At 58.6% G+C, this 13,311-nt stretch carries 14 protein-coding genes; all 14 read right to left on the minus strand.

Annotated features, from left to right (window positions below):
- Positions 1 to 38 precede the first annotated feature (38 nt).
- The 14 genes from glmS to ABVN20_RS13890 all read right to left on the minus strand — a co-directional run bounded on the left by glmS (position 39) and on the right by ABVN20_RS13890 (position 13,310).
- Positions 39 to 1,871: a glutamine--fructose-6-phosphate transaminase (isomerizing) gene (gene glmS, locus ABVN20_RS13825; RefSeq protein WP_368556275.1), complete on the minus strand. Its 1,833-nt coding sequence runs from the start codon at positions 1,869 to 1,871 to the stop codon at positions 39 to 41.
- A gap of 1 nt (position 1,872) precedes the next feature.
- On the minus strand, positions 1,873 to 2,649 hold the full coding sequence (locus ABVN20_RS13830; protein ID WP_368556276.1) for a DeoR/GlpR family DNA-binding transcription regulator: 777 nt from the start codon (positions 2,647 to 2,649) through the stop codon (positions 1,873 to 1,875).
- Positions 2,650 to 2,883: 234 nt separating this feature from the next.
- Complete coding sequence (gene glmU, locus ABVN20_RS13835; RefSeq protein WP_368556277.1) at positions 2,884 to 4,251, minus strand: bifunctional UDP-N-acetylglucosamine diphosphorylase/glucosamine-1-phosphate N-acetyltransferase GlmU; 1,368 nt, start codon at positions 4,249 to 4,251, stop codon at positions 2,884 to 2,886.
- Positions 4,252 to 4,366: 115 nt separating this feature from the next.
- Positions 4,367 to 4,792, minus strand: coding sequence for a F0F1 ATP synthase subunit epsilon (locus ABVN20_RS13840; RefSeq protein ID WP_075946957.1), 426 nt, complete (start codon positions 4,790 to 4,792; stop codon positions 4,367 to 4,369).
- A gap of 45 nt (positions 4,793 to 4,837) precedes the next feature.
- Positions 4,838 to 6,214, minus strand: coding sequence for a F0F1 ATP synthase subunit beta (atpD, locus tag ABVN20_RS13845; RefSeq protein ID WP_368556278.1), 1,377 nt, complete (start codon positions 6,212 to 6,214; stop codon positions 4,838 to 4,840).
- Between the two features lie 27 nt (positions 6,215 to 6,241).
- Entirely contained in the window at positions 6,242 to 7,102 is an 861-nt protein-coding gene (gene atpG, locus ABVN20_RS13850) for a F0F1 ATP synthase subunit gamma (RefSeq protein ID WP_368556279.1), read from the minus strand.
- Between the two features lie 50 nt (positions 7,103 to 7,152).
- A complete protein-coding gene (gene atpA / locus ABVN20_RS13855; RefSeq protein WP_217829078.1) occupies positions 7,153 to 8,697 on the minus strand; it encodes a F0F1 ATP synthase subunit alpha in 1,545 nt (514 codons plus the stop codon).
- A gap of 21 nt (positions 8,698 to 8,718) precedes the next feature.
- Entirely contained in the window at positions 8,719 to 9,255 is a 537-nt protein-coding gene (locus tag ABVN20_RS13860; RefSeq protein WP_368556281.1) for a F0F1 ATP synthase subunit delta, read from the minus strand.
- 12 nt (positions 9,256 to 9,267) lie between these two features.
- Positions 9,268 to 9,738, minus strand: coding sequence for a F0F1 ATP synthase subunit B (locus tag ABVN20_RS13865; RefSeq protein ID WP_368556282.1), 471 nt, complete (start codon positions 9,736 to 9,738; stop codon positions 9,268 to 9,270).
- Between the two features lie 58 nt (positions 9,739 to 9,796).
- Positions 9,797 to 10,054 (minus strand): F0F1 ATP synthase subunit C, encoded by a 258-nt coding sequence (atpE, locus tag ABVN20_RS13870; protein WP_003097235.1) that lies wholly within the window; start codon positions 10,052 to 10,054, stop codon positions 9,797 to 9,799.
- Between the two features lie 134 nt (positions 10,055 to 10,188).
- Positions 10,189 to 11,058, minus strand: a complete 870-nt coding sequence (gene atpB, locus ABVN20_RS13875) for a F0F1 ATP synthase subunit A (RefSeq protein ID WP_368556284.1) — start codon at positions 11,056 to 11,058, stop codon at positions 10,189 to 10,191.
- A 16-nt stretch (positions 11,059 to 11,074) separates the two neighbouring features.
- On the minus strand, positions 11,075 to 11,482 hold the full coding sequence (locus ABVN20_RS13880; RefSeq protein WP_368556286.1) for a F0F1 ATP synthase subunit I: 408 nt from the start codon (positions 11,480 to 11,482) through the stop codon (positions 11,075 to 11,077).
- Between the two features lie 148 nt (positions 11,483 to 11,630).
- Positions 11,631 to 12,503 carry a ParB/RepB/Spo0J family partition protein gene (locus ABVN20_RS13885; RefSeq protein WP_368556288.1) on the minus strand — a complete coding sequence of 291 codons (873 nt, stop codon included), beginning with the start codon at positions 12,501 to 12,503 and terminating at the stop codon, positions 11,631 to 11,633.
- A 9-nt stretch (positions 12,504 to 12,512) separates the two neighbouring features.
- Positions 12,513 to 13,310 carry a ParA family protein gene (locus tag ABVN20_RS13890; RefSeq protein WP_368556289.1) on the minus strand — a complete coding sequence of 266 codons (798 nt, stop codon included), beginning with the start codon at positions 13,308 to 13,310 and terminating at the stop codon, positions 12,513 to 12,515.
- Between the last annotated feature and the right edge of the window lies 1 nt (position 13,311).

Below are 13,311 nucleotides of genomic sequence, written 5' to 3' on the forward strand. Positions count from 1 at the left end.
TGGGAGATTGGATGGTTTCAGGCAAGCCTGTGGATAACTTATTCCACAGTCACCGACTTCGCCAGATTGCGCGGCTGGTCGACGTCGGTGCCCTTGAGCACGGCGACGTAGTACGACAGCAGTTGCAGCGGAATGGTGTAGAGGATTGGCGACAGGATGTCGTGGATGTGCGGCATGTGCACAACATGGGTGCCTTCGCCGTTGGTCATGCCGGCCTTCTCGTCGGCGAACACGATCAACTGGCCGCCACGGGCGCGGACTTCCTGCAGGTTGGACTTGAGCTTTTCCAGCAATTCGTTGTTCGGCGCAACGGTGACCACCGGCATGTCGTTATCCACAAGGGCCAGCGGACCGTGTTTGAGTTCACCGGCCGGGTAGGCTTCCGCGTGGATGTAGGAGATTTCCTTGAGCTTGAGCGCCCCTTCCATGGCCACCGGGAATTGCGCGCCACGGCCGAGGAACAGCGTGTGGTTCTTCTCGGCGAACAGTTCGGCGATTTTCTCGACGGTGCTGTCCATGGCCAGGGCTTCGCCCAGGCGGGTTGGCAGGCGACGCAGTTCTTCGACCAGCGTGGCTTCCACGCCTTTGGCCAGCGTCCCGCGCACCTGACCCAGGGACAGGGTCAGCAACAGCAGGCCTACCAGTTGGGTGGTGAACGCCTTGGTCGAGGCGACGCCGATTTCGCGGCCGGCCTGGGTCAACAGGGTCAGGTTGGATTCACGCACCAGCGAGCTGATGCCGACGTTGCAGATGGCCAGGCTGGCGAGGAAACCCAGCTCCTTGGCGTTGCGCAGCGCGGCCAGGGTGTCGGCGGTTTCGCCGGACTGGGAGATGGTCACGAACAGCGTGTCAGGTTGCACCACCACCTTGCGGTAGCGGAATTCGCTGGCGACTTCGACCTGGCACGGAATGCCGGCCAGCTCTTCCAGCCAGTAACGGGCAACCATGCCGGCGTGGTAGCTGGTGCCGCACGCGACGATCTGCACGTTGCGCACTTTGGCGAACAGCTCGGCGGCCTGTGGGCCGAACGCCTGCACCAGCACGCCCGTCGGGCTCAGGCGACCTTCGAGGGTGCGCTGCACGACGGCCGGTTGTTCGTGGATTTCCTTGAGCATGAAGTGGCGGAATTCGCCCTTGTCGGCGGCTTCGGCACCGTCGCGATACTGCACGGTTTCACGCTCGACGGCTTTGCCGCTGATGTCCCAGATTTGCACGCTGTCACGGCGGATTTCGGCGATATCGCCCTCCTCCAGGTACATGAAGCGGTCAGTGACCTGGCGCAGCGCCAACTGGTCGGAAGCCAGGAAGTTTTCCCCCAGGCCCAGACCGATCACCAGCGGGCTGCCGCTGCGGGCGGCAACCAGGCGATCCGGTTGCGCAGCGCTGATCACGGCCAGGCCGTAGGCGCCATGCAGCTCTTTGACGGTGGCTTTGAGGGCCACGGTCAGGTCACCCAGGTCCTTGAGTTTGTGGTTCAGCAGGTGCGCGATCACTTCGGTGTCAGTGTCGGAGGTGAACACGTAACCCAGGCCTTTGAGCTGTTCGCGCAGGACTTCGTGGTTCTCGATAATGCCGTTGTGCACCACCGCCAGGTCGCCGGAAAAATGCGGGTGGGCGTTGCGTTCGCACGGCGCACCGTGGGTCGCCCAACGGGTGTGGGCAATGCCGAGGCGGCCGACCAGAGGCTCGGCTTCGAGAGCGGCTTCCAGCTCACTGACCTTGCCCGGGCGACGCATGCGTTCGAGCTTGGCGTCGTTGGTCAGCACCGCGACACCGGCACTGTCGTAACCGCGGTATTCAAGGCGCTTGAGGCCTTCGAGCAGGATGGCGGTGATGCTACGTTCTGCAACTGCGCCGACAATTCCACACATGCTATTTCTCCTGACTGACAGCCGCGCAAATCAAGTTGATGCCGCGGGCCTGAATCTGATCCCGTGCCTCGAGCGGCAGGCGATCATCGGTAATTAGGGTATGGACACTGCTCCAGGGCAGTTCCAGGTTGGGGATCTTGCGGCCGATCTTGTCGGCTTCGACCATTACGATCACTTCGCGGGCGACATCAGCCATGACCCGGCTGAGCCCCAGCAGTTCATTGAACGTGGTGGTGCCGCGTACCAGGTCGATGCCATCGGCACCGATGAACAACTGGTCGAAATCGTAGGAGCGTAGTACCTGTTCGGCGACCTGGCCCTGGAAGGATTCGGAATGCGGGTCCCAGGTGCCACCGGTCATCAACAGCACCGGTTCGTGCTCGAGCTCGCTCAAGGCGTTGGCGACGTGCAGGGAATTGGTCATCACCACCAGGCCCGGCTGCTGGCCGAGTTCGGGGATCATCGCCGCCGTGGTACTGCCGCTGTCGATGATGATCCGCGCATGTTCGCGAATGCGCTTGACCGCCGCACGGGCGATGGCCTGTTTATAAGTCGAAACGGGCTGGCCGATATCGGCCACCAGCTCTTGAGGCATGGTGATCGCCCCGCCGTAACGGCGTAGCAGCAGGCCATGGCTTTCGAGCGCCGCCAGATCCTTGCGAATCGTAACTTCCGAAGTTTCGAAACGCTTGGCCAACTCGTCCACGCTGACTTCACCCTGCTCATTGAGCAAGGCAAGGATATTGTGGCGTCGTTGGGGGGTGTTGCGTTTCGACATGGCTTAGTAAGTTTCGATTCGAAAGATAACGTAAGCAATCAAAACCTATTGGCGAAATTTCGTCAAGCGGGGTGCGATAAAAAACATCTGTGGATAAAAGGAGATACCTGTAGGAGCGAGCTTGCTCGCGATAGGGTGTGTCAGTCACATTGATATCAACTGTCACACCGTCATCGCGAGCAAGCTCGCTCCTACAGGGGGGCGGGAATCACACTTGTTTCAATTGTGGATAACTCAGCCTTTCTTGACCTTCTCCGGCCGTTTCCAGCCGTCGATGTTCTTCTGACGAGCACGACCGACCGCCAACTGGGCTTTATCCACATTCTGGGTGATGGTCGAGCCCGCTGCAGTGGTTGCACCACTGGAGATATCCACAGGCGCCACCAGCGAGTTGTTGGAACCGATGAACACGTCTTCGCCCAGCACGGTTTTCCACTTGTTCACACCGTCGTAGTTGCAGGTGATGGTGCCCGCGCCGATGTTGGTCCGCGCGCCGATCTCGGCATCGCCGAGGTAAGACAGGTGGCCGGCTTTTGCGCCTTCGCCCAGATGGGCATTCTTCAGTTCAACAAAGTTACCCACATGCGCGCGAGCCTCCAGCACGGAGCCTGGACGCAGGCGGGCGAATGGCCCGGCATCGCTGCCTTCGCCGAGCACCGCACCTTCGATGTGGCTGTTGGCCTTGATCACCACGCCTTTGCGCAGGGTACTGTCCTTGATCACGCAATTGGGCCCGATCACCACGTCGTCTTCGATGACCACCTTGCCTTCGAGGATCACGTTGATGTCGATCAGCACGTCGCGGCCAACGGTGACTTCACCGCGCACATCGAAACGCGCCGGGTCGCGTAGCGTCACGCCTTGCGCCATCAAACGGCGGGCGGCGCGCAGCTGATAGTGGCGCTCCAGCTCGGCCAGTTGCTTGCGATCGTTGGCGCCCTGCACTTCCATGGCGTCGTGCGGCTGTTCGGTGGCGACCACCAGCCCATCGTTGACGGCCATCGCAATCACGTCGGTGAGGTAGTACTCGCCCTGGGCATTGTTGTTGGAGAGTCGGCTCATCCAGCCGCTCATCTGCGCGAATGGCAGCGCAAGAATGCCGGTATTGCCTTCAGTGATCGCCCGCTGCGCTTCGTTGGCGTCTTTTTGCTCGACGATGGCGGTGACCTTGCCGGCGGCATCACGCACGATACGGCCGTAACCAGTCGGGTCGTCGAGCTCGACGGTGAGCAGGCCCAGCTGCTGCGGCGCGACTTTTTCGAGCAGGCGTTGCAGGGTATCCACTTCGATCAACGGCACATCGCCGTAGAGAATCAGTACGGTATCGGCCTTGATGTAGGGCACGGCTTGAGCCACCGCGTGGCCAGTACCGAGTTGTTTGTCTTGCAGGACGAAATTCAGGTCATCCGCCGCCAGACGCTCGCGCACGGCGTCCGCACCATGACCGATCACCACGTGAATACGTTGTGGATCGAGCTGTCGCGCGCTGTGGATAACATGGCCGAGCATCGAGTTGCCGGCAATCGGGTGCAGAACCTTTGGCAGCGCCGAGCGCATACGAGTGCCCTGGCCAGCGGCGAGGATAACAATTTCAAGAGACATGACTGGCTACCAATCCTGGGTGGTCAGCGGCTGCGACCAAAGTGATGAACATCGAAAAAGAAAAAAGGGTAGCCGAGGCTACCCTTTTTAATCAATCGCGCAACAAGACGACCTGTTAGTGGCCGAACTTCTTGCGGATCTGCTGGACGGTGCGCAGCTGAGCTGCAGCCTCGGCCAGACGTGCGGAAGCAGAACCGTAATCGAATTCCGCGCCCCGCTCATGCAGGGCTTTCTCGGCAGCCTTGACGGCTTCCTGAGCGGAGGCTTCGTCCAGGTCGGCAGCACGTTGCACGGTGTCGGCAAGAACCTTGACCATGTTCGGCTGAACCTCGAGGAAACCGCCGGAGATGTAATACACCTCCTCTTCCCCGCCCTGCTTGACCAGGCGGATCGGACCTGGCTTCAGATTAGTGATCAGCGGCGCGTGACCCAGGGCGATACCAAGATCACCCAGTGCACCGTGCGCAATCACCATCTCGACCAGACCGGAAAAGATTTCTCCTTCCGCGCTGACGATATCGCAATGGACTGTCATAGCCATCTGATTGCCTCAACCTAAATTAGCGCCCGTTGCCGGGCGCCGGGATTACAGTTTCTTGGCTTTCTCGATCGCTTCTTCGATGCCGCCAACCATGTAGAACGCTTGTTCTGGCAGGTGGTCGTAGTCACCGTTGAGGATGCCTTTGAAGCCAGCAATGGTGTCTTTCAGGGAAACGTATTTGCCTGGAGAACCGGTGAAGACTTCAGCCACGAAGAACGGCTGCGACAAGAAACGCTGGATCTTACGAGCACGGTTTACCAACTGCTTGTCGGCTTCCGACAGCTCGTCCATACCCAGGATCGCGATGATGTCCTTCAGTTCCTTGTAACGCTGCAGCACGTACTGAACACCGCGAGCGGTTTCGTAGTGCTCGTTGCCGATCACGTTCGGATCCAGCTGACGCGAAGTCGAGTCCAGTGGGTCTACCGCTGGGTAGATACCCAGGGAAGCGATGTCACGGGACAGTACGACGGTGGCGTCCAAGTGGGCGAAGGTGGTCGCTGGCGACGGGTCGGTCAAGTCGTCCGCTGGTACGTATACGGCCTGGATCGAAGTAATCGAACCTTGCTTGGTCGAAGTGATGCGCTCTTGCAGTACGCCCATCTCTTCAGCCAGGGTCGGCTGGTAACCTACTGCCGAAGGCATACGGCCCAGCAGTGCGGATACTTCGGTACCGGCCAGGGTGTAACGATAGATGTTGTCGACGAACAGCAGAACGTCGTTACCTTCGTCACGGAACTTCTCGGCCATGGTCAGGCCGGTCAGAGCAACGCGCAGACGGTTTCCCGGCGGCTCGTTCATCTGGCCGTAAACCAGCGCCACTTTGTCCAGAACGTTGGAATCCTTCATCTCGTGGTAGAAGTCGTTACCCTCACGAGTACGCTCACCCACACCGGCGAACACGGAATAACCGCTGTGCTCGATGGCGATGTTACGGATCAGTTCCATCATGTTTACGGTTTTGCCCACACCGGCACCACCGAACAGACCAACCTTACCACCCTTGGCGAACGGGCAAACCAGGTCGATAACCTTGATGCCGGTTTCCAGCAGGTCGTTGCCGCCTGCCTGTTCTGCGAAGGAAGGAGCGGCGCGGTGGATACCCCAACGCTCTTCGGTGTCGATTGGACCCGCTTCGTCGATCGGGTTGCCCAGTACGTCCATGATCCGGCCCAGAGTCGCTTTACCGACCGGTACGGAGATGGCTGCGCCAGTGTTGTTGACGTCCAGACCGCGCTTCAAGCCTTCGGTGGAGCCCATCGCAATGGTACGAACCACGCCGTCGCCCAGCTGCTGCTGAACTTCCAGAGTGGTTTCGGCGCCTTGAACTTTCAAAGCGTCGTAGATGCTCGGTACGCTGTCGCGTGGGAATTCCACGTCGATAACGGCGCCGATGATTTGAACGATACGTCCGCTACTCATAGCTGGATCCTCTGAATATTTGAACCGTTAAACCGCGGCAGCGCCGCCGACGATTTCCGAGATCTCTTGGGTGATCGCAGCCTGACGCGCCTTGTTGTAGACCAGCTGCAATTCGCTGATCAAATCACCGGCGTTGTCGGTAGCGTTCTTCATCGCGATCATCCGCGCAGCTTGTTCAGCCGCGTTGTTCTCGACCACCGCCTGGTAGACCTGCGACTCCACGTAACGCACCATCAAGCCGTCAAGCAGCTCTTTGGCGTCCGGTTCGTACAGATAATCCCAGTGGTGCTTGAGTTCCTGATCCGGGGTTGCCACCAGTGGAATCAACTGCTCCACGGTAGGCGATTGCGTCATGGTGTTGACGAACTTGTTGGATACCACGGACAGGCGATCGATACGGCCGTCCAGATAAGCATCCAGCATCACCTTGACGCTGCCGATCAGGTCATTGATCGACGGCTCTTCACCCAGATGGCTGATAGCTGCAACGACGTTACCGCCGAAGTTGCGGAAGAATGCCGCACCCTTGCTACCAACGACACACAGGTCGATCTCGACGCCGTTTTCGCGGTTTACCGCCATGTCCTTGACCAAAGCCTTGAACAGGTTGGTGTTCAAGCCACCACACAGACCACGGTCACTGCTCACTACGACATAACCGACGCGCTTTACTTCGCGGTCGATCATGAACGGGTGGCGATATTCCGGGTTAGCGTTGGCCAGATGACCAATAACCTGGCGGATGCGCTCCGCATAAGGACGGCTAGCAGCCATGCGCATTTGTGCCTTGCGCATTTTGCTGACCGCCACTTTTTCCATGGCGCTGGTAATTTTTTGCGTGCTTTTGATGCTCGCAATCTTACTGCGAATCTCTTTTGCGCCTGCCATGTAACACCTATCAGGTTAGCAAGCGGGAGCCTCGCGGCCCCCGCTGCGGCTTACCAGGTTTGGGTGGCCTTGAACTTCTCGATACCGGCTTTGAGGCCAGCGTCGATTTCGTCGTTGAAATCACCCTTCACGTTGATCTTCGCCATCAAGTCGGCGTGATCGCGGTTGAAGTAAGCAATCAGCGCTTGCTCGAAGCTGCCGACCTTGGCGTTTTCAACGTCAGTCAGGAACCCACGCTCAGCGGCATACAGCGACAGCGACATGTCGGCGATCGACATTGGCGCGTATTGCTTCTGCTTCATCAGCTCGGTTACGCGCTGACCATGCTCAAGTTGCTTACGGGTCGCTTCGTCCAGGTCAGAAGCGAACTGGGCGAATGCCGCCAGTTCACGGTACTGAGCCAGAGCGGTACGGATACCACCGGACAGCTTCTTGATGATCTTGGTCTGAGCGGCACCACCCACACGGGATACCGAAACACCGGCGTTCACTGCAGGGCGGATGCCCGAGTTGAACATGGCCGATTCCAGGAAGATCTGACCGTCGGTGATGGAAATCACGTTGGTCGGAACGAACGCGGAAACGTCGCCAGCCTGGGTTTCGATGATCGGCAGTGCGGTCAGGGAACCGGTTTTGCCAGTCACTGCGCCGTTGGTGAACTTCTCTACGTACTCTTCCGAAACGCGGGATGCGCGCTCCAGCAGACGGGAGTGGAGATAGAACACGTCGCCTGGGTAAGCTTCACGTCCTGGTGGACGGCGCAGCAGCAGGGAAATCTGGCGGTAAGCCACTGCTTGCTTGGACAGATCGTCATAAACGATCAGCGCGTCTTCACCGCGGTCGCGGAAGTATTCGCCCATGGTGCAACCGGAGTACGGTGCCAGGTATTGCAGTGCAGGAGATTCCGAAGCACTGGCAGCCACGATGATCGTGTTGGCCAGGGCGCCGTTTTCTTCCAGCTTGCGAACCACGTTGGCGATGGTCGATTGCTTCTGACCGATTGCCACGTAGACGCAGAAAATGCCGCTGTCTTTCTGGTTGATGATCGCGTCGATCGCCAGAGCGGTTTTACCGATCTGACGGTCACCGATGATCAGCTCACGCTGGCCACGGCCGACAGGGATCATGGCATCGACAGCCTTGTAGCCAGTCTGTACAGGCTGGTCTACCGACTTACGCCAGATCACGCCTGGAGCAACTTTCTCGACCGCGTCGGTCTCGGTGTTGTTCAGCGGACCTTTGCCGTCAACTGGGTTACCCAGTGCGTCGACTACGCGACCCAGCAGTTCCTTACCAACCGGAACCTGCAGGATGCGGCCTGTGCACTTGGCGCTCATGCCTTCAGCCAGACTGGTGTATGCGCCCAGTACAACGGCACCTACGGAGTCTTGCTCCAGGTTGAGGGCCATACCGTAGACGCCGCCCGGAAACTCGATCATCTCGCCGTACATGACGTCGGCCAGACCGTGAATCCGCACGATGCCGTCAGATACGCTGACGACAGTGCCTTCGTTACGGGCTTGGGAGGTCACATCGAGCTTGTCGATGCGGCCCTTGATAATTTCACTAATTTCGGAAGGATTGAGTTGCTGCATTGCTCTGCTGCCCCTTCAAACTCAAGATTTCAATGCTTCGGCAAGTTTCGCGATTTTGCCGCGAATCGAGCCATCGATAACCAGGTCGCCGGCGCGGATGACAACACCACCAATAAGGGTACTGTCTTCCTCGACTTGCAGGCGCACTTCCCGGTTGAGTCGTGCACTGAGAACCTTGGCGAGTTTGTCTTGCTGTTCTTGGTTCAATGCAAAAGCACTGGTCACTTCAACGTCTACCGACTTCTCTTGCTCGGCCTTGTACAGGTCGAACAGAGCGCTGATCTCTGGCAAAAGCGAGAGACGGTCGTTTTCGGCAACGACGTGAATGAAATTCTGTGCCTTGGCATCGAACTTGTCGCCACACACGTCAATGAACGTGGTGGCCTTTTCTGCGCTCGTCAGTCGCGGGGCCTTGAGCACGCGCTGCATGGTGTCGTCTTGCGACACCGCTGCTGCCAGGCCGAGCATGGCTGACCAATTGGCCAGTTGCTGGTGGGCCTGAGCGTGCTCGAAGGCCGCCTTAGCGTAAGGTCGGGCCAACGTGGTCAGTTCTGCCATGATCGCCCTCGCTTAGATTTCAGCAGCCAGTTGGTTAACCAGCTCTGCGTGCGCGTTTTGATCGATTGTGGCACCCAGGATCTTCGCAGCACCACCAACGGCCAGGCTACCCACTTGGGCGCGCAGCGCGTCTTTGACACTGTTCAGTTCCTGTTCGATCTCGGCCTGAGCCTGAGCCTTCACACGGTCAGCTTCGACGCGAGCCTGTTCACGGGCTTCGTCGACAATCTGGGTACCGCGTTTCTTGGCTTGCTCGATGATTTCAGCTGCCTGAGCTTTCGCTTCGCGCAGTTGCTGACCCGCTTTCTCTTGGGCCAACTCCAGGTCGCGAGCTGCTCGGCTGGCAGCGTCCAGACCATCAGCGATCTTCTTTTGACGTTCGTGCAGAGCCGCGATGACCGGAGGCCATACGAACTTCATGCAGAAAACAACAAAAATCAGGAACGCAACGGACTGGCCAATCAGGGTCGCATTAATGTTCACGCCAACACCTCGCAGTTACGTTGTCCATCACACCAAATTACCCGGAAGATCCGAGTAATTAGCCAGCGATCTGACCAACGAACGGGTTCGCAAAGGTGAAGAACAGAGCGATACCAACACCGATCATGGTTACGGCGTCGAGCAGACCGGCAACGATGAACATTTTAACTTGCAGCATTGGAACCATTTCTGGTTGACGCGCAGCGCCTTCCAGGAACTTGCCGCCCAGCAGGCCGAAACCAATTGCGGTACCCAGTGCGCCCAGGCCGATCAACAGTGCAACAGCGATAGCGGTTAGACCAACTACAGTTTCCATCTTTCCTCCCGACTTTTACGTCGTATGGTTTAGGTTTTTTTAATTTAAAGCGGGTAAAACAAATCGTTTCAGTGGCCCCGTAAGGACCCCCTCTCGTTTGACCGAGAGGGACATCAGACTAGTCGAAACTGGTCTTAATGGTTTTCTTCGTGCGCCATCGACAGGTAGACGATGGTCAGCATCATGAAGATGAACGCCTGCAGGGTGATGATCAGGATGTGGAACACCGCCCACGCCCACTGCAGTACAACGCCCAGGCCACTGAGCCAGAGCAGGCCGCTGCCGAACATCACAGCGATCAGGATGAACACCAGCTCGCCGGCATACATGTTGCCGAACAGACGCAGAGCCAGGGAGATCGGCTTGGCGATCAGGGTCACGAATTCCAGCAGGAAGTTCACCGGGATCAGCAGCGCCTGAACGAAGATGTTCTTGCTGCCGAACGGGTGCAGGGTCAGCTCGCCGATGAAGCCGCCGAGGCCCTTGACCTTGATGCTGTAGAAAATGATCAGTGCGAAAACCGAGAACGCCATACCCAGGGTCGCGTTCGGGTCGGTGGTCGACACGGCACGGAATGGAATGTGAGCATCGCCGGAGATCAGGATGGCCAGTTGAGGAATCCAGTCGACCGGTACCAGGTCGACGGCGTTCATCAGGAACACCCAGACGAAGATGGTCAGTGCCAGCGGTGCAATCACCGGGCTACGGCCATGGAAGCTGTCTTTCACGCTGCCATCGACGAATTCGACCAGGACTTCAACGAAGTTCTGCAAAGCGCCAGGTTGACCGGAGGTCGCTTTCTTCGCCGCCATGCGGAAAAGGAAAACGAAGATCAGACCCAAAGCGACCGACCAGCCGAGTGTATCGACGTGGAAAGCCCAGAAGCCCATTTCCTTGGCTTCTGCTGCGGTGTGAGCAAAGCCCCAGCCGCCGGTAGGGTGCTGACCGAAGGTCAGGTTCTGCAAGTGGTGCTGGATATAGCCCGAAGCGGTTGTTTCTGCCATGGTTGCCTCAAACGCCCTAAGGTCTCGAAAGTCTTGTTCTCATCAGCAGGGGAGCGAACCAGCTGACCGACTGGGTCAGCACGAAGGCACCGAATACTGCTATCGGCGCCAATGGCTTCACACCTGCAAACACCAGTGCAAACAGCACTGCCGTCAAAATCAGTTTGCCTGCCTCGCCGGCATAAAAAGACCGGACGATGGACTGGGCTGCTCGGGCTCCGGAAAACCGAAATGCCCTGTGAGCGAAGTAAACATTGGGCAGCAAGGCTATCAGGCCTCCGCAAAGTCCCGAATATCCGGCAACGACTCCGCGCCATTGCCAAAGCGCCAAAGCGGCGATCAGCAGGACGACAAACTGAGCCATCAACACCGGAAAAACTGCCAGTCGATGGAACGGCAAGCGGTTTGGCGTGCGGCTTTCCATCACTATTGCTCTCCAATGGTCGGCTGCCAGAAATCAATAACTTGGCATAATTTGTGCCGACAAAATGCGCGCAGAGTATAGGGGCGGTTCAGCCCCTATTCAACTGTCAGGTAGTGATTTCCGACTGCGCGCTACATGAGGAAATGTTTCAGCGAATGTGCGCGAGCACACCCTGAAGTTCATCCAGAGAGTTGTACCCGATCACCAACTGTCCCTTTCCCTTCTTACCGTGGCGAATCTGCACCGCAGAGCCTAGCCGCTCGGCCAGGCGCTGCTCGAGTCGAGCGATATCCGGGTCCGGTTTGGCAGGTTCCGCAGGCTCCTGTTTGCCATTGAGCCACTGGCGAACCAGTGCCTCGGTCTGACGTACCGTCAGACCTCGTGCGACAACATGTCGCGCCCCTTCAACCTGTTGATTTTCCGGCAATCCGAGCAAAGCACGTGCATGACCCATTTCCAGGTCGCCGTGAGACAGCATGGTTTTGATGACTTCCGGCAACGCGATCAAGCGTAGCAGATTGGCCACGGTCACGCGGGACTTGCCCACCGCCTCGGCCACCTGTTGCTGGGTCAGCTGGAATTCCTGCTGCAAACGCTGCAGGGCCACCGCTTCTTCGATCGGGTTGAGGTCTTCGCGCTGGATGTTCTCGATCAGCGCCATGGCGATCGCGGTTTCATCCGGTACATCGCGCACCATCGCCGGGATGGTTTCCTGGCCGGCCTGCTGGCTGGCGCGCCAGCGGCGTTCGCCGGCGATGATTTCGAAGCGACCGCTGCCGATGGAACGCACCACGATCGGCTGCATGACGCCCTGGGTGCGGATCGACTGCGCCAGCTCTTCCAGCGCCTGCGGGTCCATGTCCCGACGCGGCTGGTATTTGCCGCGCTGGATCAGGTCCAGGGGCAGGTGTTGCAATTCACGCTCGTCGGCCTGTACCGCCTGTTCTTCCAGCGCACTGACAGTCGGACCACTGAGCAGTGCATCCAGTCCTCGTCCGAGACCTCGTTTCTTGACGGCCATGGGGATTCCTTAAATTGCCTGGGCAGCGGCGGTGCGTGGATTTTTGCGTTGACGGCGAACCATCTCGCCCGCCAGCGCCAGATAGGCAATGGCGCCCCGCGATGTCTTGTCGTACGCCAGCGCCGGCATGCCGTAGCTGGGTGCTTCCGCCAGGCGGATGTTGCGCGGAATGACCGTGTCGTACAGCTGCTCGCCGAAATGCTCCTTGAGCTGGGCCGATACGTCGTTCATCAGGCTCAGTCGCGGGTCGTACATGGTGCGCAGCAGGCCTTCGACTTTCAGGTCCGGGTTGAGCAGCTCGGCGATGCGCTTGATGTTATCCACAAGGTCGCTCAAGCCTTCCAGCGCAAAATATTCGCACTGCATGGGGATAATTACCCCATCGGCGGCAACCAGCGCGTTCAGTGTCAGCATCGACAGCGACGGCGGGCAGTCGATCAAAATGTAGTCGTAGTTATCACGCACGGGCGCCAATGCGCTGCGCAGGCGGCTTTCCTTCATCTGCATTTCCAGCAGAACCACTTCCGCCGCAGTCAGGTCGCGGTTGGCCGGCAGCAGCTGATAGCCACCGTGCTCGGAGAAATGCATGGCTTGCGCCAGGTCGCATTCGCCGATCAGCAGGTCGTAGACCGAGTTTTCCAGGCCGTGTTTATCCACACCGCTACCCATGGTGGCGTTGCCCTGTGGATCGAGATCGATCAGCAGCACCCGACGCTTGGTAGCGACCAGGGAAGCTGCGAGGTTGATGCAGGTGGTGGTTTTACCCACACCACCTTTCTGGTTCGCTATCGCGAATACCTTAGCCATT

It is taken from the genome of Pseudomonas sp. MYb118 (assembly GCF_040947875.1).
Classification (GTDB): Bacteria; Pseudomonadota; Gammaproteobacteria; order Pseudomonadales; family Pseudomonadaceae; genus Aquipseudomonas.